This window comes from Haloarcula onubensis (assembly GCF_031624605.1).
Classification (GTDB): Archaea; Halobacteriota; Halobacteria; order Halobacteriales; family Haloarculaceae; genus Haloarcula; species Haloarcula onubensis.
In genome coordinates this window covers 199,070-221,855 of the sequence record NZ_JAMQOS010000006.1, presented here as the reverse complement: position 1 = coordinate 221,855, position 22,786 = coordinate 199,070, and the positions used below count along the sequence as shown (strand labels likewise).

The 22,786-nt window shown below is 56.0% G+C and carries 22 protein-coding genes; 16 read left to right on the top strand and 6 right to left on the bottom strand.

Features of this window, described 5'->3' with window-relative positions:
• Window positions 1-48 precede the first annotated feature (48 nt).
• From NDI86_RS17630 to NDI86_RS17610, 6 genes are all read left to right on the top strand, one after another.
• Window positions 49-2,616, top strand: coding sequence for a VWA domain-containing protein (locus NDI86_RS17630; protein ID WP_310901688.1), 2,568 nt, complete (start codon window positions 49-51; stop codon window positions 2,614-2,616).
• 137 nt (window positions 2,617-2,753) lie between these two features.
• Window positions 2,754-3,665, top strand: a complete 912-nt coding sequence (locus NDI86_RS17625; RefSeq protein ID WP_310901687.1) for a hypothetical protein — start codon at window positions 2,754-2,756, stop codon at window positions 3,663-3,665.
• A 200-nt stretch (window positions 3,666-3,865) separates the two neighbouring features.
• Window positions 3,866-4,630 carry a hypothetical protein gene (locus NDI86_RS17620; RefSeq protein WP_310901686.1) on the top strand — a complete coding sequence of 255 codons (765 nt, stop codon included), beginning with the start codon at window positions 3,866-3,868 and terminating at the stop codon, window positions 4,628-4,630.
• Window positions 4,631-5,243: 613 nt separating this feature from the next.
• Complete coding sequence (locus NDI86_RS22260; RefSeq protein ID WP_470303454.1) at window positions 5,244-5,480, top strand: DUF8129 domain-containing protein; 237 nt, start codon at window positions 5,244-5,246, stop codon at window positions 5,478-5,480.
• A gap of 60 nt (window positions 5,481-5,540) precedes the next feature.
• Window positions 5,541-6,092, top strand: coding sequence for a hypothetical protein (locus NDI86_RS17615; RefSeq protein ID WP_310901685.1), 552 nt, complete (start codon window positions 5,541-5,543; stop codon window positions 6,090-6,092).
• A gap of 224 nt (window positions 6,093-6,316) precedes the next feature.
• A complete protein-coding gene (locus tag NDI86_RS17610) occupies window positions 6,317-6,838 on the top strand; it encodes a hypothetical protein (RefSeq protein WP_310901684.1) in 522 nt (173 codons plus the stop codon).
• 5 nt (window positions 6,839-6,843) lie between these two features.
• Here the strand turns inward: NDI86_RS17610 and NDI86_RS17605 are convergent, their stop codons facing one another.
• The 4 genes from NDI86_RS17605 to NDI86_RS17590 all read right to left on the bottom strand — a co-directional run bounded on the left by NDI86_RS17605 (window position 6,844) and on the right by NDI86_RS17590 (window position 9,661).
• The gene (locus tag NDI86_RS17605) at window positions 6,844-7,248 is read right to left on the bottom strand and encodes a hypothetical protein (protein ID WP_310901683.1); all 405 of its coding nucleotides are present in this window, start codon (window positions 7,246-7,248) and stop codon (window positions 6,844-6,846) included.
• A gap of 182 nt (window positions 7,249-7,430) precedes the next feature.
• On the bottom strand, window positions 7,431-8,663 hold the full coding sequence (locus NDI86_RS17600; protein ID WP_310901682.1) for a tyrosine-type recombinase/integrase: 1,233 nt from the start codon (window positions 8,661-8,663) through the stop codon (window positions 7,431-7,433).
• Complete coding sequence (locus tag NDI86_RS17595) at window positions 8,660-9,118, bottom strand: hypothetical protein (RefSeq protein WP_310901681.1); 459 nt, start codon at window positions 9,116-9,118, stop codon at window positions 8,660-8,662. Before NDI86_RS17595 ends, NDI86_RS17600 begins: the two co-directional genes overlap by 4 nt.
• Before the next feature lie 3 nt (window positions 9,119-9,121).
• The gene (locus tag NDI86_RS17590) at window positions 9,122-9,661 is read right to left on the bottom strand and encodes a DUF7342 family protein (protein ID WP_417936289.1); all 540 of its coding nucleotides are present in this window, start codon (window positions 9,659-9,661) and stop codon (window positions 9,122-9,124) included.
• A gap of 410 nt (window positions 9,662-10,071) precedes the next feature.
• Here NDI86_RS17590 and NDI86_RS17585 point away from each other — a divergent pair, with 410 nt between their 5' ends.
• The 6 genes from NDI86_RS17585 to NDI86_RS22170 all read left to right on the top strand — a co-directional run bounded on the left by NDI86_RS17585 (window position 10,072) and on the right by NDI86_RS22170 (window position 18,475).
• Window positions 10,072-11,100: a Cdc6/Cdc18 family protein gene (locus tag NDI86_RS17585; protein WP_310901679.1), complete on the top strand. Its 1,029-nt coding sequence runs from the start codon at window positions 10,072-10,074 to the stop codon at window positions 11,098-11,100.
• Window positions 11,101-11,330: 230 nt separating this feature from the next.
• The gene (locus tag NDI86_RS17580; RefSeq protein WP_417936286.1) at window positions 11,331-12,269 is read left to right on the top strand and encodes a hypothetical protein; all 939 of its coding nucleotides are present in this window, start codon (window positions 11,331-11,333) and stop codon (window positions 12,267-12,269) included.
• A gap of 2 nt (window positions 12,270-12,271) precedes the next feature.
• Window positions 12,272-12,577, top strand: a complete 306-nt coding sequence (locus NDI86_RS17575; protein WP_310901678.1) for a DUF8156 family protein — start codon at window positions 12,272-12,274, stop codon at window positions 12,575-12,577.
• A 2-nt stretch (window positions 12,578-12,579) separates the two neighbouring features.
• Complete coding sequence (locus NDI86_RS17570; protein ID WP_310901677.1) at window positions 12,580-14,730, top strand: type B DNA-directed DNA polymerase; 2,151 nt, start codon at window positions 12,580-12,582, stop codon at window positions 14,728-14,730.
• A gap of 710 nt (window positions 14,731-15,440) precedes the next feature.
• Window positions 15,441-16,730, top strand: coding sequence for an orc1/cdc6 family replication initiation protein (locus tag NDI86_RS17565; RefSeq protein ID WP_417936288.1), 1,290 nt, complete (start codon window positions 15,441-15,443; stop codon window positions 16,728-16,730).
• Window positions 16,731-17,515: 785 nt separating this feature from the next.
• On the top strand, window positions 17,516-18,475 hold the full coding sequence (locus NDI86_RS22170) for a homing endonuclease associated repeat-containing protein (RefSeq protein ID WP_417936285.1): 960 nt from the start codon (window positions 17,516-17,518) through the stop codon (window positions 18,473-18,475).
• A 264-nt stretch (window positions 18,476-18,739) separates the two neighbouring features.
• Here NDI86_RS22170 and NDI86_RS17560 read toward each other — a convergent pair whose 3' ends face one another.
• Window positions 18,740-19,114, bottom strand: coding sequence for a hypothetical protein (locus NDI86_RS17560; RefSeq protein WP_310901675.1), 375 nt, complete (start codon window positions 19,112-19,114; stop codon window positions 18,740-18,742).
• A gap of 79 nt (window positions 19,115-19,193) precedes the next feature.
• Window positions 19,194-19,772 carry a DUF8170 family protein gene (locus NDI86_RS17555; RefSeq protein WP_310901674.1) on the bottom strand — a complete coding sequence of 193 codons (579 nt, stop codon included), beginning with the start codon at window positions 19,770-19,772 and terminating at the stop codon, window positions 19,194-19,196.
• A gap of 118 nt (window positions 19,773-19,890) precedes the next feature.
• Between NDI86_RS17555 and NDI86_RS17550 the strand changes: the two genes are divergently transcribed.
• The 4 genes from NDI86_RS17550 (at window position 19,891) to NDI86_RS22165 (ending at window position 22,339) form a co-directional block, all read left to right on the top strand.
• Window positions 19,891-20,301, top strand: a complete 411-nt coding sequence (locus NDI86_RS17550; RefSeq protein WP_310901673.1) for a helix-turn-helix domain-containing protein — start codon at window positions 19,891-19,893, stop codon at window positions 20,299-20,301.
• A gap of 252 nt (window positions 20,302-20,553) precedes the next feature.
• Complete coding sequence (locus NDI86_RS17545; RefSeq protein WP_310901672.1) at window positions 20,554-21,273, top strand: hypothetical protein; 720 nt, start codon at window positions 20,554-20,556, stop codon at window positions 21,271-21,273.
• A gap of 91 nt (window positions 21,274-21,364) precedes the next feature.
• Window positions 21,365-21,892 (top strand): winged helix-turn-helix domain-containing protein, encoded by a 528-nt coding sequence (locus NDI86_RS17540; protein WP_310901671.1) that lies wholly within the window; start codon window positions 21,365-21,367, stop codon window positions 21,890-21,892.
• A complete protein-coding gene (locus NDI86_RS22165) occupies window positions 21,893-22,339 on the top strand; it encodes a toxin-antitoxin system TumE family protein (protein WP_417936284.1) in 447 nt (148 codons plus the stop codon).
• Window positions 22,340-22,786 lie beyond the last annotated feature (447 nt).

The window sequence follows — 22,786 nt, the reverse complement described above, 5'->3', positions numbered from 1 at the left end:
TTATCTCCCGAAATTGAGTGAGGGGCTACGCACTTCTCGTGTAACACCATGTTCAATACCACTACATCCGCTGAGTCTATAGCAGAGAAATTCGCCCCTGAGATGGCTGCTCAGGTGCGGATGTCACCTGGACGAACGGAGCGACTCCATGCATTCGTTTGTGGACACCTGCCTTCAGGCATCGACGTAGAAGTCGTTCTTACGCCAACCGTCAAGACCGCGGCGGTCCTCCCAGCAGAAGCCGATGCGCTCGTGAGAAGTGATGCGACCGAGCTTGAACGGCAGCAGGCCGCACAATTGGTCGAAAGCGTCGACGCTGAGTTCCTCATATTAGTAACGACAGACCCAGCACCGATAGACAGAATCCCCGTGAACGATCAGCTGACAGCTGACCACGCTCACCAGTTCGGTCTCGCCTTTCACGAACTGCTTCATATTCTCAAGACGGCTATCGGTCCCATCGCAGAACTTCTCGAATCCGAGATCGAGCCCAACCATCGCCAGCAGGTACACGACCTCATCAATATCATCGAGGACGGAGCTATCGAACAGGAAGCGATTGAGGGAGCAAACTTCAGCGACAACGCCGAGATACGCCTCGAACTCACCCGCAGAATCCACTCACAGGTTCCTGATGATATCTCTGACGGTGAGCAAGTCCTATTCTCCTTCTGGGATGCCGTGACGAGCGCCCTCTACGAGTGGGCAATCTATCCAACGGGTATCACAGAGGTTCTCCTCGACGAAGATGACCAGCACATACTCTTCGCGTCGGAGGCGGATGCCTCGGGATTCGACGCTGTTCAGGAGGCACTCCAGACGTTAGTACGGGATGCCCTCGCAATCCGGGGCACAGAATCCGACGACGTCACCCACAGCCACGACAAGACGGCATCAGTGCGGCGAGCTCAGTTAGTTGTCGAGACGTGGCAGACGGCGATCCTCCCGCTCCTGGAAGTGCGCTCTGAAGCATCAACACAGTCGCCATATCAGGACGAGTCTGGGGACTCTGATGTTGACTCCAACCCCTCATCGGACTCTGGCTCTCCCGGAGCAGCAGATTCTAACTCTGATCCAGAACAGCCAATCGACGAGGGGGCTGGCGGAGTTCACGATGAGCACCCGCAACTCGAACGGAGCGCGACCGACGACCCATTCCAAGACGTTCTCAGCCAGCCCTCGATCACTCCGGATTCGTTCGACAAGAATCTCGAAGCGACACCTTCCCCACAGACCTCTGAGTCCTTGGACGCTGGCACATCAGCCCCCAATTCCGACGAGGCATCAGGTTCGACCGACAGTGATCAAGACCAGCCGTCGCAGACCCCGAAGTCTTCCGACTCTAGAGCCCGGGCACTTGCTCGCTCTATTGACCAGCCTAGGACACACCTCGATTTACCGCAGAGTGGAGAGACCCCACTGGAGGAGAAGAGGGATGACGATTCTATTGATGCACGTCAGTCGACTATTGGAGACTTCGACGCGGTCGAGGCTGCTAATACCGACCACGAAGCGGGAGAGACAACCAACTCTCACGAGGACTTAGAGCAGGGTCATGACCGACGGGAGCCACTGATCACGAATCCCATACCCGACGACCAGCTAGACTCCATAGCCGATCCCGGCCCAGCGCATGCTGAGGTACTCGATCGAGATTCTGATGACGAGGCAGACACCTACGAAGGGGCACTCGAAGCGGATCGAGCGGCAGCTCACGACGAAGCAGATCGAGAGGGTATTGACACCGACACCCTAGAGCGGGAGCTGGAAGAGCTCGCCCACCGGCTATCCCGAGATGGTTCAGACGACCAAACAGCCGGCGGCAACGCAGGAGGACCAGGACAGCTCGACGAACTGGAGATCGTCCCAATCGCTGACAACCTCGCACCACCAGGCGTGTGGGCTGACATCGAAGACGGCGCTGCTCAGGTTGCTGGCACGCTCGAGAAACAGCTTCGTCTCGACCGACAGCGTGGTGTCCGGCGAGGCTTGACCGCCGGCAGATACGATACTACTGCGGGACATCGGCTTCTGATCGGTGATCCCCGGGTCTGCAAGGTCGACACGCCGGGGCGCGAGAAACGATACGCACTGGTGTTGGTTCTCGACCGGTCTGGCTCGATGCGGAACGGCGAGCCTCTGAAGATCGAGGTCGCAATGAAGGCGATGGCGCGGTTTGCTGTCGCCGCCGAAGGATTGGGGATCGATGTCGCGATAGTCGATTTCATCGACAGCCATGCCCGGCTCGTGAAGCCGTTCTCAGTCGAGACGCGACACATCCAGGCAACCCTACTCGACACGGACTGTGGTGGGGGTACGCCGTTGGCAGACGCGCTCCAACTGGCAAGTCAGCTCGTCGAAAACATTCGCGATGAACCGCTTATCGTGGCCGTCACCGACGGAGAGCCCAGTAGCGTCGACGATGTCATCGAACGGATCCGAGCATCCCCAGCCCCAATCTGTTCTCTCACAATCGCTACTGACACTCAGGCAGGGAATCTATCGGCTGATGCCTCAGAGCTCGCCACATACTACGAACGGGAAGCGACAATCTACAATGGGGATCAGCTAGACGACCGACTCGATCAATTCGCCAGTCTTCTCGTCGGTTTCTAAACTCTACGCTAACCCCGGTTTATCCGCCCGAATGGGGTACAGGGCGGAGTCCAGTTCAGCCCGTGAGACGAATGCAACGAAGACACATCTACGCCGCGTCGTCGACGCTACCGCCCCTTCGACTCCCACCAGGGTCCATGGGTGGAACCGACGCTCTACACGACTACGATGTCGAGAGCGATCCTCCGGCAATTGAACCAGTCGAACACCGTATTCGGCTCGATTTCATGGCTGGCGGCCCCATCCGCCGCGATCAATTACTGGAGAAGTACAACTCTTGGAAGGGCGGTCCTGAGAATATAGATCCCTGGAAACAGTCAGGAAAGGCGAAACCGGACGGTCTGAAATACGCTGAAGAGACGTGCCGTCGGACGTTCAACGAAGAAGAGCGATACTACGATTTCTTCGAGGACGATCGAGCTCTCAGTGAGGCACCTGCGTTTCTCGCTCACCGCTTGCGGCAGTGGCAGTCAGCTACGGATCCCGACGAAGCACTTCACTCTGAACGCAAGCGCCGTGCGAACTGGTACAGGAAGCTGATTCCCTGGCTCAATCTGTACCAAGTTCTGAAAGAATCGTCGTACGGGACGCTTTTTGGGAGTAGTGCTGGACCCCAGCCAAACGCTGAGGCCCTTACCAGGCAGAACACGCTCGTTGGGATGGTCGTCCTCGGAGATGACGACCAAACACCTTCCAAGTATGCTCAATCTCACCGTCTCCCAGCGAAGTACGTCATTCGAGAAGCAGATCTATCCTGTAGTGAGAGCTCTGCGGCAGCACCTCCGAGCAAGTTCGGAATTGAACTCCCGGCACCACTGCTCGTGGGAGAGTATACGACTGGGGGACGGTATCCGTTCATCCCCTGGTCGGATGGCCTTGTCTGTTCGTGTCCATACAAGCACGATCAACCTTGGAGAGTCCTCTGCAAGCACGAACTGCTTGCAGCTGTCGTCGCCGCCGATCAGAACTCTATCTTTCTACCAGTAACCAAGGGACTTGATATCCCGTATCGAGCACGGCGGTTCGTGAGTCCGGACTTTTCTGACTAGGATACTCCGGAACTCCACAGCTTGGAGCAGACGTGAGGCTTAGTTTTGATTTGGCAGATTCTGAGTTACCCCACAATTTGCAGGACTGTATCGGCTCGTGGGGTAACTATCGTGCACTATCAGATGAGCGCATAGTTGCGTATTCCGCAACAACTGTGTCTATTTCCTGTTTGCCAACGTCCCTTCCTTCGATTGTCGCTATGCCAGACCTCGATACCCGGCCTCAAGATGATGATTCCCGTCCGCTCTCCTTTTACGAGGAAGATAGCTGGCGCCGGCGTCAAGTTCTCTCAGCTGGCACAGTTACGGTACTTACGGCCCTCTCCGGCTGCCTCGGCTTCCTCAATCAAACTGGGGATGATGCATCCCCTGAACAAGAGACGAGTGTTTCGTCAGGTCAAGAGGTTGGAAGAGACGAGACATCCAGCTCAAGAGATTATAGGGAACCTCGATCCGAGATAGAGAGCCCCGACGCCTCTGAGTCAGCTGAAACAACTCTCGGGAATGAATTCGTCAATGGACCCGTCGATAGTCCTCTAACTAATGATCATCCCTGGATAGACGATCCTGAGGGAAATCTCCAGTTGACGGACGTGACTGTTCACATGGGGACACAGTGGGTTTTTGATTACCATCTGTTGGAAGACGATACATTAGCAGTATCAGTAGCTGGTGATCGATTCATCGTTGAAGGCAATGTCCATCTCGAGTGGGAGTGCGATACGTTTGGTCTGACGCATGTCTTGATGAACGGCCGGGTGGGCGAGATTTATCTCGAACCCGTCGCCAACGATGCTTGCCGCACGAATGAGAACAGTGCTGGAAGAGGTCCATGGCTGGCTCCGTTCTCGGTTACAGGCTGCTTCAACGGCGGACGGCCTGACGCGCTGGAGGTCCATCTCGAAGGACCGTTCATCCAAGGTGATGGTCCCCGTGGTGGTGCCTATACTTTTCAAGAGCTCTAACCGAATCTGGGCTCAAATGGAAAGATAGGGCCGTATCAGCGCTGGTTTATCGACCCGAACAGAGTGGAGGGGCCGGACAGAATCTGGCTTCTCCACGAAGCCATGGCAACGGAACAAGAAACTCAGAATGAAGCGGTTCAAGCGGACAGGCAATCCACACTGAAGCGAACAGTCTCCAGACAGACGGTGTTCGATAGCGGTGGACTCGCCGTCGACGGAACCCCGGTGGAATCAACCCTCTCGGATCACGGAATCGAACTCGCACCGTATCGGTCAAGCCGTATCGATATGCCTCGCTGCCGAGACTTCGTGGATGAGAGACCAATTGAGAGCAATAATGACATCAGCGAGAGTAATCATGCGGCTCTTTTCGCAGCGACAAGCTGTGATCAGCGTACGCTAGACGGACGTCTAGCGGCCATTCAGCCGCTTTTCGGCTCGTCCACTACAGCCGGTGAAGGAGAATAGCCTGTATGAGGCCGTTGCTCCTTCTCTTACTACGCGCTACCGAAGTTACCCCACGTGGTGAGCAGAGTGCAATTCGTGGGGTAACCTGTGCCGGAGGAGATCATTTCGGGACCAGTTGGTGTCACAACCTACACGAGAGAGGCCAATGAGACAGCTGGCACCTACGCGAATCGCAGAAGCGTTGCCTCCAGAGAGACTTCTGGAGACCAACCAGCAAAGGCTGATACGAGGAGGAATCGTCTGTATGCACGATATCCTAACCGTCCAGCAGTACGTGGCCTACGAGAATCAGCATGAAGGACGACGTTGGGTTCTCAGAATGCTCGCAGCGCGAGCAGCGGTGCTACGTGAGTTGGAAACAGAGCCAGAGACTGAAGACTGAGACTGCAGGCAGACTGATATTCGTCCCCGACGAATCTGAGTCATACAACGGAGGATTTCGATGGCAGCTCAACCCGGAACTGGCAGTGGTCGCGACTTCGTCACAATCTTCAAAACAGGCTCGGTTGATCGTAGTGAGTATCCCGAACTCGCAGATCTACTACTCGAGGGACGGACACAGCTTACCGCGGAAACGAGCTACCTAATGAAATTCGGAGACGAGTCACACCGCAGTCTCACACCCTTCGACGTTGCCTCGCTCCACGATGTCCCAGCCTACCCGTTGCCGGAGACTGCACTGGATTCCCTGCCTGCTCACGTTCGAGCAGAACTCGAACAGAACGGTGCCATCCAGATGGTCGCCTCGTACGACCCTGAGAACCATCGGTTCGAAGAAGTCGACCTCGCTTGGGACGACCAGGACTTCCTCGAACGAGTCACGGAACTGATCGCCGGGGAACTCTCGCTTCACGAGGCTGTCGACTGGGTCGTCGTCGAGGAAGCAGAGCGGTTCACTGTCGCCCAGTGGGCCGAAATCCGAGATGTGACCGAAGATGCAGTTCGGTCGAATATCAACGCTGCTCGCGAGAAGTTGCTCGCCGAGCCCGAGTAGCCTCAGAACCCAAGTATTGGGCAGTCAACATGCAGTCCCGGGTTCGGTGTTAGGCTTCGTTTCTAACGTTTCTAATCTCATAACGTATTGGCCTACCCAGCGTTTCTAACGTTAATAATAGTGTTACCGTTGCTGCTGTTGTCGATATCGCCAGCTCTGAATTTTATCCCTCTGAAGAGCGTGGAGGAGCGAACGGTCACACTCGTTCTTCCATCCCTCTCCACATGGCAGTCACAAACTCACCCTCAATCCAAGAAGACGAACAGGGGCCGATAGTTGATGACCGCGATCGGCGGGCTCGTGAAGAAAATATGGACGTAGCACTGCTTCGCCAGGGTGGCCTCTATGAGGTCCAGTCCGAATCAGGCGCGCGATACGAGGTAGACCTTCTAAACAGACAGTGCAACTGTCCCGATGGAGAAAACCCGTCTACTCCGAGCCCCTGCAAGCACGTCAGGCGAGTTGAGTTAGAATTAGAGGCCGGTCAAATCCCGCGTCCAGATGGACGCCTGCCACAGCGAAGTGACATTGGACAGTCTGAACCCGTATCCAGGGACTCCGAGGTGAGATTCAAATCTCATCTTCTCTCGAAAATCCAGCGCCGAGAGGAGGAGCTCGCTCATCTGGATGCTGAGGTACAGGCTCTCCAGTTCGTGTATGATGTCATCGAGGAAATCTCAGAAGGGGATGACTTCAATCTCAAAACTGCGTTGTCTGAGGAATACGGACCAGCGAGTCAATTGTAAGCCTCTTACTTAGATATCTCCTCATCGTCCAGTTCTTCGTTGGCAAACTCGATCAGTTTCTGCAATCGGTCGTCAAACTCGTCTTCGAACTCAGTATGGAGCGCATCATCGTACATTCGAAGAGTACGTCCCAATCCAATGGCAGCGAGGTAGTCTCGAAACTGGTTGCTATTCATATCCTCGGGGGGCGTTTTCAACGATTCCGCGTTCCAGCCCGCTGACCAGAGTTGGAGAAGGTCGAGGTGTTTGACAACTGCAAGTCGAGCAAAATCTGCAAGCGCAGCATCAACCTCTCGAGATAATTGCTTGTATGAGACTGAATCGCGGTCGAAGTCTCGTTCGCCGGCCAACAGATCACTGAGATAAGAGAGCGAACGCAGTGACAGGAATCCATCTCTATCGATTGCCATCGGTGGATGGTTCTCGGATTCAGCTATATCGGATAATGCCTGTCCACATGATCCACAATAATGGTGAACCGCCTTGACCTGACCTCCGCAGTTCGGGCAGTATGGCATAGCATGAGCTACGTGCCATAGACATTGGTTTTTATTGATAAGATTATCCCCTGCTAGATCTTCGTGTAGTAGCCTCAAATTGAGTCGATATCGTTGAGTGCTTCTGTCGCCACATCACCGAGTTCGCCGGCCTCGATGTGGGAGTACCGTTCTCGCACCATCTCCTCGGAGTTATCAAGATATCGGGCCGCCACGGTGTATCCAAAGGCTCTGACGAGGACCTCACCCATCCCACGCCGGCCGCCGTGGGGGGCGAGATAGTCGTGTTTCGGATGGTCGATGTCGATCTCGGCGGCCTCTGAGAGTCGCTGGAGAATCGACCGTGCGCCGTCAGTCGTGATTGACGGTGGTCGAATATCCTCAGCAAGTGCCAGCAGGAGGTCGCGAGCGTATTCCTCACGGCGTTCAGTAATTGCTTCCGGGCGTTCCCCTCGGTCGGTGAGCGCATCCTGGACGAGCCCTGCGAGCGTCCGCTGGTCAAACGTCGGAAACACTGGCCACCGCTCAGTCGGTGGGTCCATCAGCTGACGGTAGCTCCGCAGCGGCGAGATCACCGGGTCGGGGAGACTGGCGGCGTCCCACTGCTGTTTCTTCCGGTAGACGTCCATACTCCCGTCGTCGAGCGAAAGGTCCTCCCAGCGGACGCCGCGCCGGCGTGGGTCGTTCGGATCTCGGAGGAGTTCCCCGACGCGGACAGCAGTGTACGCGAGGACGAAGACTAGGGCCCGGTCACGTGCCGCCTTCAGAGCTGTGTAGCGCGCTCGCTGCTTGTCGAGGGGGTCAGTAGACTCCGGGAGTGTCGTGTACGCCTCGATAGCGTTGCGAGCCCGCTCGTCGACGTGACGAGTGAGTGCGTGACGCTGTTCAGATGTCCAGGCCTGCTGGTCGCCGGGCTTGCGACCATCGTCCTCGGGCAGCGGCGCCGTCGCACTCGCCCGTTGGGCGTAGTGCGCTTCGAGATACCCCTCGTTGACGCACCAGCCGCACCACGCAGAGATATAGCGATAATAGGTTTGTACCGTGTTCTGCTTGAGTCCCCTATCTCCGGCGAGGTGACGAGCGTACTCTCGGAACATTCGTTCGTCGAGGTCCTCGAAAGCTGGGTCTCGGTCGAGGTCGTCGGGGACGACTCCCGTCCAGTCGTCGCGACCGCGTTCGCCGGCAGCCCATTCGGCAAATCGCTTGAGTTCGCGCGCAACGTTGCGTCGATAGTTCCCGCCATCACCACCCCGACCCTTCCCCTTATCTTGGAGGTACCGCTCGAAGGAACTCGCGAGTGACCGATCGGCGCGTTCGCGTGGTGTCATGAGTCCCCGTTCGCGTACTGGTAGGTCGGACGGACATCCTCGAGAAGCGCTTCGACGATCTCCCAAAGGATCAGCGAAGGGGTCTCGTGTTCAAACGTGATTCCCCAGCGATCCTCCGCATCGCCGGCTGAGTACTGGAAATGCGTTCGTCCGAGATCGGGATGGTCCTCGTCCTGGTGCCATCCAGCGTGAAATCCCGTGTTCGGGTCGGTGTAGTTGATACGGAACCAATCGTGTGGCTCCTGTCGGTACCACTTGATGGACAGTTCCGGCGACTCAGGCCCTGTCGAAGGGTCGAGACGGGCTGGATCAAAACGTGCCCGCAGCTGTTTGGCCTCGATATCATCAGGAACGAACTCGACCGCCGTAATCTGTGGCACACGGTCGAGGACGTCTCGCTTCAGCTGGGCGTAGAGGTTTGCGTTCGGATCACCACCGGGATGCGGAACCGACATCCGTCAGCTACTGGCCTCGGCAGGCTCGTTCGTTGGAGCGAGAAAGTCCCATTCGCGGATGGCGAAGCCGACGATGTCGATGCGCCGCTGGAAGTGTTCCCACTCGCGGGCGATCTCACGGCGGCGGTCTTCCTCGTCGGCGTCGAGACCCTCCTCGGCGAGCGTTCCGCGAAGGTGGTTCGGTGACTCGACGTCGAATTCGTCCTCCCAGTCGCGGATCTGCGCCTTCATATCGGCGAGACGGTCCGTGAGTTCCTCGACAGTGTGCCCGCTGTCTCGAAGCCGCATCGCCTCCTGCATCGCTTGGCGGCGGTAATCAGGGTAGTACGTCGTGTGAGTACCGCTCTCGTCACGGTGGAGGATCCCGTCGTCGACGAGTCGTTCGAGGACGCGCTTGGTCGGCTCGTGTGACCAGCCCGCTTCGGAGGCGATCCAGTTTGCCGTCCGCGGCTCCGACAACTGTCGGGCGGCCATCCTCACCCGGTCTTCGCCCGTGGTCTGACCCTCCATCAGACCCTTGGAATTCGCTTCGTCTTCGGTCATACCCTTCCGTTCGCGCTCTATCTCCATATAAGTTGAGGGCATTCGTTCTATATCGAGCTTGGGTATTCTACCAAGTCTTCGACGTAGCTGAGTGGAGCTACAGCAAACTCGCAGCCCAGTCTCGGCTGCTCTAACCCGGGATAAGCGCCGTTCTGAGCCGATTGCAGCATTCGTGGTTCACCGACGGCGTCGGGGTACTTGAAAGTGGTCGTGATTACCGGCGTAATCGAGACTACACTCTTGACATCTCGCAGCCTTTCCGGAAATCCCGGAAGCGACGATTTACCGGAAACAGAATCGCTTGACAACGGCCGAGTTGGCGACAGGAACGAACTGTAGCTCCGCAGATTCCGGAAACTACCCAGCCACCATTATATACCGCGCTAGAAAACCAGTCTACTAATTAATCCATGATTCGCGATGCTCGTGTGCTTCGGGCGGGGTTCATACCGAAGGAAATCGAGCATCGCGACGCCGAGTTGAACCACCTCTCCAGCGTTCTGGAGCCGATTACGAACCAGGAACCCGCCGACACAGCCATTGTCACCGGTCCCAGCGGCGCCGGGAAGACGTGCATCTCGAAGTTTGTCACCGAACGCCTGCGAGAGGAGGTACTGGACATCGAGACAACCTACGTTAACTGCTGGCGCAACTACACCCGCTTCCGAACGCTGTATCAAATTCTCGACGACCTCGGCCAGACCATTGATATCCATCGGCAGTCGACACCCCACGACGAACTTGTCGACCGGATTCAGCAGTACGACGGGCCGCGAACGGTGATCATCCTCGACGAGGTCGACCAGCTGGAAGATCCGGGCATCCTCTACGATCTGCACAGCTTGGAGCAGTTCGCGCTGGTCTGTATCGCTAACAAAGAAGAGGAGCTGTTCAGCCGTGTCGACGACCGGCTCGTAAGCCGACTCCGCTCCAGCGAACACGTCCGGATGGACAAGTACAACGACGAGCAACTCTACGACATCCTGAGTGCCCGTGCGAAATGGGGTCTCGACGAGGATGTTATTACCGACGACCAACTCTATCGCATCGCCGACGCGGCCGCCGGCGACGCCCGTCTCGCGATAGGGATTCTCCGTACTGCCGCTAGTGAGGCTGATAGAGAAGATGAAGAGCGAATCACAGACGAAATGCTGTTGGACGCTGCGGATGACGCCCGGGCACAAATTAGGCAGACGAGCCTCGATTCGCTCACACCACACCAACAATCCGTCTACGAAATCGTTCACGAGGATGGTCCGCTCGGACCAGGAGCCATCCACGAGCGCTATCGCGACGCCGTCGACGATCCGCGAACGAAACGGACGATTCGGACGTACCTCTCAAAGATGGTCCAGTACAACCTTCTAGAAGCCAACGGGACGAGCCGAGACCGGCAGTATTCTGTAGTCACTGAGCCAGTCAGTTCGCCGACTAACTGAGTCCCACGCAGTGATCCGACGCTAAAGTTGCTCTGTTAACCAACATTCGGACTGGCTTGGCTCGTTTTGTTGGTTAAACTGTTGCAGACGATTCCGGAGAGTTTCGCGGAAGCGGGCGAGACACTCAAAATCCCGGGTACAACGGTCTATTCCAGAATGCTCCGGTCGATTTCCTGAAACACGGAAGCTACACGCCGCAGGTTATCGGATCCGTGGACCACTACTCACGTATGTCAGACCACGCATCCCCGAATCGCTTGGAAGTCGAGCAACCAACGCGGGGAGCGGACCGGAATCGATCCATTTCCAGCCAAGCAGATACAGCGAGTGACGACATCCTGCTTCCCTACCTCGAGAACGGGGTCACGCTGTTGGACGTCGACGGCAGTCGGGGCGTGCCTATCCTGCAGTCGATAGTCCTCGATCATCTCCTCATGCACGACGGGCCCGCTTTCTGGGTCGACGCCAACGGGCACGCCACGACCACCACGCTCTCACGAATTGCTCCCAGCCAACGGCTGCTCAATCGAATCCACGTCGCACGCGGATTCACCGCCTACCAACACTACGGCGCCGTCTGTGATCTCCCGACGGCAGTGAACCACTGTATTCAGGAATCGACGACAGGGGACAGCCTGGGAGGGCGACAGTCCACGGGTCACGACGAGGACACATCCCCGTATACGCCCTCCCTCATCGTCGCCCCAGCGATCGATGCACAGTACCGTGCCGACGATACCCTCGGAGAGGCACACGCCGAGACGCTCCAAGCCCGAGCGCTCGCAAAGTTAGCGACCTATGTTGAGGGGTACGACATCCCCGTTCTGGTCACCCGAAGCAAGCGCGACGAGTTCGCGGCACCGGTCGAGACGGCCGCTGATCACTATCTGGAGTGCGAGCAGACCCGGATGGGACCGAAAATTAGTGGCGACGACTTCGAGACACTCCTCTACCCCGTCGACGGCGGCGCTTACTACCAGACGACGTTTGCCTACTGGCGACAGTTGCTCGCGGCACGCGCCACGCAGGTCGGCGTGGAACCGGCGACGCCGTCGACGCCGACCCAGGAGGGCGTCGGGACAGGCGTCACAGCCGACGGTGAGACGGTTGCGGCCACCGCGGACCCCTTACTCGATGCGTGGACCGCGACCGGGACAGGAGGCCGATAGCGATGGGGCGCACAAACCCGACGTACCGGGATGCGCTGCGGGCCATCGAAGAGCGCTGGGCGGAGTTCCGTCGGGCACTGCGGCGTCGTGACCAGCTGCGATTCGACCGGTTGTTCGAGTACGCCCGCGAGCATGCTGACGCGAGCGGGCTGTTGAACCACCAGAACCCGCTGCTACCGGCGCTGCTCAGCATTGACCTGGAACAGGAGGCCCGACTCGACGACCACGAGGAACGCCTCGAGGAACTCGAAGCCGCGGTCGCAGCGAACGATGATCAGGAGGCCGCTCCACCGGACACGAACCCGTGACGATGCCGTTCAGTATCGACTTCTTGGACGACGGCCGCGTCTTGGAGTGGGAAGTGACCGACGACGGCGCCGTCGCGACCGAGCGAAATGACTACACCCCACGCTTCTACGTTGCCCCTCGCGACCCAGAGACCGACCTTGACCTCACGACGCTCCAGTCGGTGTACAACCAGCACCCGGACGTCGTCGCGACCGAGACGGTTGCGCGACGGTCCGGCTTTCGGCGGGACGAGGAGACAGTCCTCGCCGTCGACGTCGCCCACATCGACCGCCTCACTCCACTCGCCCGGCAGGCACGCCAGTTGTCCGACTATCCGATCGGTGATCTCGCATGCTTCAACGTCGATTTCTCGCGAGAGTTCCGGTACTGCTTGGAGAACAGCGTCGATCCCACGCCAGCGAGCGATCTGTCGACGCTCCGACTTAGCGTCCCGGTGACCGAAACGAGTAACGACGTCTACGGGGAATTGTCCGTCGCCGGCGACACCGTCACTGGCTCACCCTCGGAGCTCTTGGCCGCCGTACAGGCTGCATTCGACGCATACGATCCGGACGTCCTGGTCTGCTCGACGAGTGAGATTGTCCCGACACTCTACGAGATGGCAACAGACGCCGGCGTCGACGACTTCTCGCTGAGTAGGTGGCCGGACGTGGACTACCAGCAACTCGCAGGTGCGTCGACCTACGCCAGCTACGGCCAAGTGGGCCACTCACCAGCACGGTACAACGTTCCGGGCCGGGCAATCATCGACGAATCGAACACGTTCTTCTACGGAGAGACGAATCTCGATGGTGTCCTCGACCTCGTGTCGCGCTCGAAAAAGCCCGTCCAAGAACTCGCCTGGGCATCTATCGGGAACTTTCTCACAGCGATTCAGATCTGTGAAGCCCACGACCGCGGCGTGCTCGTCCCGTGGAACTCCTGGCGCCACGAATTCTTCAAGCCAATGGGCACGTTGCACGATGCCGACCGTGGCGGGTTCATTTTCGCGCCGGAAGTTAGCTTTCACGAGAATGTTCACGAACTCGACTTTTCGAGTCTGTATCCGAATATAATCTGTACGCGAAACGTCTCGCCCGACGTCATCCGGTGTGACTGCCACAGCGATCGTGACGATGTGCCCGGGTTGGGCTACTCGATTTGTGACGAGCGTGGCTACCTCGTCGACGTCCTCCAGCCGATCATCGACGCCCGAGACGAGATCAAGGCAGCCATCCGTCGAGAACGCCAACGTGACGGGCCCGACGAGAAACGACTCGACGAACTCGAGGGCCGCTCGGGAGCGCTGAAGTGGATCCTCGTCGCATGCTTCGGCTATCAGGGGTTCAGTAACGCGAAATTCGGCCGTATCGAGTGTCACGAAGCGATCAACGCCTACGCTCGTGAGATATTGCTCTTGGCGAAACAGCGCCTAGAGGCGAGCGGCTGGCGCGTCGTCCATGGTATCGTCGACTCAATCTGGGTCACGCCCGATCCAGACGTCGACAACGCGTACCGCGAGGACCTCGAAACGCTCGCGATGGACATTACCGATGAAGTCGAGATTCGCCTCGAGTACGAAGCTCACTACGATTGGGTGGCGTTCGTCCCGCAGCGAGAGAGCAACGCCGGCGCGTTGACGAAGTACTTTGGAAAAGTCAGCGGCGAGGAGGAGTTCAAGCTCCGTGGCATCGAAGCTCGCCAGCGGTCGACACCGCCGTTCATCGAAGCGGTACAACGGGAGTGTATAGAGGTGCTTGATGAGACACGGTCAGCAGACGCAGTCATCCGCCGGCTCAAAGCCGCGATTGCGAGCCTGCATTCCGGAGAGGTTGCTGCCGACCAACTCGTCGAACGGAATCGAGTCTCAAAACCACTGGAAGGGTATACCCAGAACACGCAGAATGTGGCCGCGCTCAAACGAGCACGAGATCAGGAATTGGGCGTCCATCCGGGACAGGACATCAAGTACGTGGTCGTCGACGATCAGAAATCATCTCGGGACCGTGTCGCCCTAGCTCATGAAGAGATTGAGGAATACGATCCCGAGTACTACGAGACACAGCTCGTTCGAGCGGTCGAGAGTATACTCTCTCCAAAGGGTTGGGATCGGACAGATATTCGACGGGAGCTCGCTGATACGACTACGAGGAGACTGAGAGACTATTGTTGATATGTGGTAAGGGGGACACCGGATTTCCGGTGAAATACAGTGCTGGTGAGAGTCACGGTAGTAATCAAGAGGGCTTAGTACCAACTATCACAGTGTTATTTTTGAAACGCCACAGTTTCTGCATGAAATAGGTTGATTGTACTATTCGCTAGCGGCTCTGGCGACATATTTCCCTGCCGCTTCAACCGAATATCTAAACGCAAGAGTCAACATTTACACTTCGATGACGGGGGGTGCAATATGTCTGGGAGAGATTCCAGTCGAGGACTGCCGGAGATGTGGAAGTTACACATCGATGACGGGGGGTGTGGCCGACAGATGATTTGAACGACAATATCAGAGCGTTATCCAAATCCAGCCAATCCGCTCGCTGTTACACTTCGAGCACGGGGGGTGAACCACAGCAATGTACTTCGTTACCGGTACAGAGCCCAGATATTCCAGATTGGCAAATATGAGGGATAGCCCAAATGAGGCGGAGAGATATACATCGACGGAGGTTAATCTTTTTAGTACCTGCGTCACACAGCAAGAGTATGGCCGGCAGCAATCAGGGTGGGAGTGACCAATCTACGTTGGAAGGGGAATCAACGCAATCAGAGGTAGAGGAGAAGCCCAACGCCACTGAAAATAATCCCGCTGCCGACGACGCATCCCTCAGTCTTTCTGAAGAGGATTCTAGCGAGAGTACACAGCAGTCGATTCGGGATATGCTCAACGAGGAGGGTAACGGGTCAGTATTCGTCAATCGTGATCTCGTCGAGCCCGACACTATCATCGACGAAGAGCGAATCGTCGGTCGCGACGATCAGCTCGAATCGGTCGTGTCATTCCTGAAGCCGACACTGCAAGCAAACCGACCGCCGAATATGCTCCTCTACGGCCCCGCCGGTACTGGAAAGTCACTCATTATCGGTGCTGTGACCCAGCAAATCGTCGAGCTCTGCAAATCGAAGGGCGAGAGCTTCGGTGTTGTCGACATCAACTGCCAGCCGATCAATACGCTCGATCAGGCGGTCTATGAACTTGTCCAGACAGTCGCTAAAGACGTCGGCGCAGAAGTGGGCGTCCCCGAAACTGGCGTGTCGACGAAACGCAAGTACCGACGTCTCTACGAACTCATCAACGAACACTACGATTCGGTCATCTTCATCCTCGACGAGATCGACCTCCTGGTCGGACGCCGCGCTAACGACGAACCCGCCTACTCGAAGTTGCTCTACCAGCTCTCGCGAGCCAGCAACACGAACGAGATCGAGGGCCGAGTATCCGTCGCGGCGCTGACGAACGACCCGAAATTCATGGAGGACATCGACGGCCGAGCCGAGAGTTCGTTTAACCCCCGGGACGTCTACTTCCCAGATTACGACGCTAATCAACTGCGCGAGATACTCCAGAATCGTCGGGATGCCTTCCGACCAGACGCCCTCTCTGATGACGTGATTCCACTCGTCGCTGCCTTCGCAGCGCAGAGTCACGGGGACGCTCGGAAGGCAATCGACCTGTTCCGTGGCGCCGGCGACCTCGCCGACGAGCGTGGTGAGGACAGCGTCGACGAACACCACGTCCGAGATTCCCAGGAAGAAATCGATAAGGACCGCTCGTTGAAACTCGTGGAGGGGCTCACGACACAGAAGAAGATCTCGCTGTACGCCACTGCCGCCGTCGCACATTATTCGAAGCGTTCAGGAAGCTCTGTTCCGAGCCCAGTTGGATTCAAAGTGTATCAGTGGGTTACTGATGAGCTCGACGCGGATCAAATGACTCGAGAGACGTATGTCAAGTACGTCAAAGAACTTTCTACGTACGGGCTCATCTCGACGTCGAGGAAGAGTCGAGGCCGCGGCGGGGGGATGTACATGGAGTTCACCTTCACGGGTGACCCTACGGGGATTATGGATCGAGTCACCGACGATACTCGTTTAGAGGGCATCGTTGGACAAGGAGAACTACTCCGAACGGTGGTTAACGCACAACTCAAAGAGTTCCACCAAGACTGAGGGACGGTATTTTCATCAAGTTCGAGTAGGGACACACCCCCCGCCGTCGATGTGTAAGTTCCTGACCCCACCCCCCGTCATCGAAGTGTAACTGATTTCGATGCAGTGACTGATTCCACGAAACCGAACAAGGGAGATCGTGATGATTGAATACAGAGTCCAGGTCGTCTATAGTGGCAAGCACTCTCGCTAGATTCTACTGATTCTGTAGGATGCATTCATTCAAAAGAGAGGGGGAGGTCCCTGAAGAATTACCTCGAGTTCATACTCCAACCCCCTCCCCCCGTCATCGATGTGTAAATCACCAGTGAGGGATGGGTAGAGGCGACAGAACAAGTAGTCTCATTCAGGTAGAGAGCGTCTAACGCTAGTGATAGTAAGAGAAGAAGGGTGTAGAAAGACAGTTGTCCAAAGCGATTGATCTCGTTCGATCAACTGGAGAGATACTCCAGTTGACACTCACTCTAGGTCCACTACGGATTAGGTTAACTCGGGGGTTACATAAAACTTCGTCAGACTAGAGTCATAAGTTCTAGAGAAGTTATTTATAGAGTGTGAGGACCTCTCGCCCGTGTTTGCGGCTGTTCCCTCCGTTTTCCTCGATTTCGTCTTCTCCCCCCGCCCCCTTCTCACGGTTTTACACATCGATGACGGGGGGAGGGGGTCATCGCTTCCAAACTCATCGACAATCTTCACTTGGGGTTAACCGGGGCAATGTACTCATTCTTCCACGAATCGCCCTCTCATACGAGATTTTATATACGATTTCGCTATAGACGCTCGCGATGGCTGACTCTTCACCCAAATCTGACTGCTCTCACTGTCCCGTCGACGGGTGTGAGAAGTCCTTTTCCTCGAGACACGGAGCTAGAATTCACTTTCGCTACCACACCGATGTGGAAAAACAAGCGACATTACTTGATGCTCTGGCAGAACTCCAGAACAACCTTGGTCGATCTCCTACTCCTGATGAAATGGATAAGAATGGGCCATTCAGTGTCACCACATATCAAAACCACTTCTCTTCCTGGGTTGAAGCTCTTCGAGCAGCAGGTTTGAAGCCTCATCGGAAAACGGATTTATCTGAAGCTGAGCTATTCGATGAAATCCATCGTCTTCGTGACGAACTCGGACGAATTCCAACTGCTCCTGACATTCGACAATATTCTGATTACAGTGTCCAGTCTTACCGAGGGAAGTTTGGCTCTTGGAACAATGCACTGAGTGAAGCTGGATATCAACCTACCTCATTCCGGCATATTGACGCCAAAGACCTCATTGACGAGATACATCGACTCCACGATTTGCTTGGTCACGTTCCGAAGACTGATCATATGGATGAACTAGGCAAGTATGGGAAGAGCACTTACAGGGTGAGATTCGGGTCATGGGCGGAAGCAGTACGAATTGCTGGTTATCAGCCAAGACGAAACGACGAGGGTCCGTGGAATCTTTACTACGGTCCTGACTGGACCTCGCAACGTGAGGAAATAATTCAACGAGATAACGAGCAGTGTAGAGTCTGTAAGAAATCGCGCTCAGAGGTATCTCCTGATCTGAATGTCCATCATATAACTCCTGCTAGAGAGTTCGTTTCTAACGATTCTCCGGATTTCGAGCCGATGAATCACCCCTCGAATCTGATTGCACTCTGTTGTGAGTGCCACCATTCTTTCGAGGGACTCTGGAGAGACAGTACGCCCGATCAATTCGCGCACAACGCCAAAAAAGCAATACGATTCTAAATCTCTATTCTTTAGGCTTCACAAGAGCGATATACACGTTTTTCCACTAGTCACCGTCTGGTCACGTCTTACACTTAATATCATATACCGCTCTAACTGATTCTGATGGTGATTGGCCGTACCGACACTCTCTGTGTCACTACTTCGACACGGTGTCCTGTCGATGGGTGCAATGAGGTCTAAGTGGGTTGAGGGGCTTTGGAAAGACAGCTATCCCGATAAATTCGCACGCCGCGGGCGCAGAGTAAATCTCCGATAAGTACGCTACTCTCTCGGATTGACCGGAGCAATGTATTCATTCTTCCAGGAATCACCTTCTCTCCATTGCCAATAGTAATATCTGTAATTTTCATCATTTGTCTCCTTCGTAGTCTTCACCGTGATGTAGGCTCCACCCGGAACATCGCTGTAGTCCTCGGTATCGGTCGAGATATCTCGTTCACTAAGCTCTTCAAGGTCCTCTTCATCTACTTCTTCCTCAGCTCGACGTTGTTCCAGTTCTGCCCCTCGTTGTTCTCGTTTCCACTCGGCAAGGTCACTTGCGTAGGCCGCTACCGTTTCTAGCCGTTCCGGGGACTGTTTCTCGAGTGGCTCGTGAAGATACTTCGGAAGATCCGGAGTCGGGGGCCTCTCTGTCATAGTTACCCCACGAGGCGAAAATACTTTGAATTTGTGGGGTAACTATGGTTTACTCTGCTCACACCGATTCTCTCACGATTCACGGGATATTTTCGACGCACTTGATGAGATCGTCCTCGGTGGTCCATCGATAGAGTCGTCCGTTTTCTTCAAGCATCTCGAAAATTGCAGTCTGCATCCCACTAAATGGGTTTTCGACGTCGACGCCAGTATCAACATCGTCGAAACTGAGGTCGTCGTACTCACGTTGACAGACATACGTTTTCGTGAAGTACTCCTCAAGAGCAGTGAAGTAGCCCTGTTCGACCAGGAAGCCGCCCTGTGCGTGTTCGGCGATTCCAACGATGTAGTCCGTGTAATCCGCGAGGAGGCGGAACTTGAGATAGGTGTTGACCCACTCGCTACGGATGTCTACCATCAGGAAGGCGTAGGTATCAGCCCGGCGATTGAGCCGATCTTTGACGAGTTGGAGTCGGCGAATCTCTGGCTGGCCATAACTCCCGAGGATGAAATACGCCCTGTCGGCTGAAAATATTGGGGACAGTTCGGCGACGCTCTGTTTCAGCGCCTCGTACTCCTCAGGAGTGAGCGAGGTTTCGTGGAGGTGGTTTTCGGCACGCTCGGCCAAATCCTCGACGGATACCATCTCCTTACCCATATTTTGGGCTCTCGGCCGTTGGATATCAATGTGCCGACCGAGACAGTTAGCGTATCGCTTCAAACCGATTCGTAATTGAGCGAAACGCTTTAGACTGTACTCCACAAATCTGAATGTGATGAGCACTCCTGACGAAGCTACGAACGATCTCGATACCGTTCGCGAGCGTCTCAATGTCGTTACACAGGAGACGCGATTTTCGCTCGTTCAGGACATCCTCGGACATCCGTCGGGGTTGCCGACGCTGAAAGAACTGGACTACGTCAATCCGAGCCGGAGTCAAACGACGATCCGCCAGCATCTAGACCGCCTCGTCGCTGCAGGCATCGTTGAGGAAGTTGAACTTCCTGCGGATCGCCGACAGAACGATTTGCCGTACAAGTTCTACGGGATCAGCGAAGCTGGTCGTCGGTTCCTCGACGATCACAAGTTGCTGCGCGCTGAGGAGACTCTCCGAGAGATCTACGCTCGGGTCGAGAAGACCGCCAAGATCGAACGATACGAGTCGGCTCCGCGTCCTGATCGGTGAATGACTCTCCAGATTCTCGTTTGACATTCTGAAAGTTACCCCACAGAATTCACGATGTTCTGTTTTGTGGGGTAACTATCGAGAGCGAGCTAGAACCGATTGTCGTTCTATTCGATAATACATATCGCACACGGGGGGTGTCCGATTTGATATTTTCTCCCGCTCAAACAGAAACCTCACCCATGGCTCCAAGTTTGGCACCCGAATACTGCGCGGGTTCATATCCGATGCCGACGTAACTACCCTCCGTAAATGACTGCACCCTCCCAAAACGACGGGTCACCAGACGCCGATATCCCCAGTAATACGCCTAAGTACAGCCCAGTCACACTCAGTTCGGTCCACGCTGCTATTGGCGAACTTGGTTACTCGAAAGAGTACATTCCTGTGGTCTCTCAAGCCCTCGATGAACTCCAACTCGCGCTGTCGACTGCTCAAGGTGGGACCTTCCTCACTGAGGGGCTCGCGCACGAAGCGAAGTCCTCGAAATATCTTCACATCGACACTCATTCCGAACCCAAGAAAGGGCCGACCCAAGCTCTCACAGACCACTCTCCTGGATTCGATGAAATCATGCTCGCGAGCGGCAGTCTCGTCCGGACGATACTCGATGAATTTCTCTGCGTCGTCGACCCCGCATGGCAGCACTCGCTCGCTGAGGAACCGTTCCCGACTCGGAGCACCGAGTTGGGGGGTGGTATGCCTGGTGGCCTTTCAGCAGACTCTCCCAGTACGAACGCGTTCGCTGAGGATAGACTCATTCCTGGCGTCAACTCTCTTGAGATGCTGTACGCTGTCCACGCGATCGTCGAATTGGCTTTTTATATCTATCTCACAGAGCCTGGTTTCGCTGGTTCGCTGACGACTGACTTGGAACCCGACGTACCCCGATTAGTCGCCCGGACTGCTCACTTCGACGATCTTGTGATGAACGAGCCCGGCCCGTACCGCGCTCCTATCGCTAGCGACTAGGTCTCATCTCCGTCCAAGGTGTATCGCTCGATAAAACGCACATATCTGATTCTCACAAAGATATATTGCGCTTCGTGCCCTATCCATGCTTATGACGGAGTTTGATCCGGCGCCAGAGTCAACAGCCACCGAGCCACGGTGGCAGCAGGGAGAGGATACGTTCAGTCGTGTCTACGATGTCGCTATGGGGATTACGTCACCCACCCCCGCTGCCGAGATTGCAGATGTCGCAGATTGCTCTCCGAACGCTGCCAAAAAGCATCTTGATCGACTGGCGAAGATGGGTATCGTCAGTGTGAACCGTGACGGCCGGCCCGTGCAGTACGAACGCAACGAGGGGTATCTAGAATGGCAAGATGCCAGCCGGATTGCCGACGAACTGACCGTCGAGGAGATTATCGACCGGGTAGGTGAACTGGAAGAAGAACGGGCCGACTATGAAGATGAATTTGACGCTACCGATCCAACTGCTGTGAGCGTTTACGACCAGGACAGCCACGGGGCTATTCATGACCGGATGACTGCAGTCAGTGAGTGGCACGGTGTTATTCGGGATATTCGACTGTACGAACTCGCCCGCCAGCTCGCAGAGAACGATGGGCACCTCATCCCGGCATAGATGGGGCCAGACCCAACCACACCGAATTCAGGTTCTCCCGGTCCACCCGACCGACAGACGCTGCAACTCCTGGCCCGGAACCTTCGAACTGAGGCACTCATTGTCGAGACGGAATTCGATCCAGACAGCTACGAGCCTCGTCTGCTTCACGCGTTAGTTGACGCGGGACAGTATCCTGAGGGCGTCGTAGCGGCTCGACTCGACATTCGCTGGTTCACGACGGGAGATTTCTCGTTCCACTACGTCGAAACACACGAGGATGAAAGCCGATGGGAGTGTCGCTGGGACCGTCATCCAAATCCACACAACGCACGACTGCACTTCCACGAACCACCAACCGCAGTGGACGCTACCGACTTGTCACTGTCATCACGCCATCCGCTGGATGTCTACTCTACGGTTCTTGATGCTATCGAGGGACGTATCCAAACGCTCTGGAAGAATTGAGCAGCTTGCAGTCTTGAGTTTCGAAACGGTGACTGGTGTACAGACCATTCACCGGTGCCTCTGACAGCCGTTATCCAATCGGCATCTGTACATTATCTGCGGACGACATAAAATCTCCCGTAACACCAGTGTCACCTCCCGAAACGAGTTGCAGAAAACCGGGCGTGGGCAACACCCGGCGGGATGCAGTTGGGCGAGGTCCCGGCAACTGTAAACTGGAGGTGGGAAACTCGCGGGGACCACCGCCCACACAGAAAGTTCTCCACTCACGATATACGCTTTGTGGTGAGTTTCTCTCACACCGACGGCTGACGACGTCGACGACCGGCCGGACGCAACCAACGTCCGGCCCTAGACACACGGGATTCGGATGTGTGGTCGGGAGCTACTAGGGGGTATTGACCACAAATCCGTGTCCCACTGAAACCGTACCTTAGGCGGTGTTAT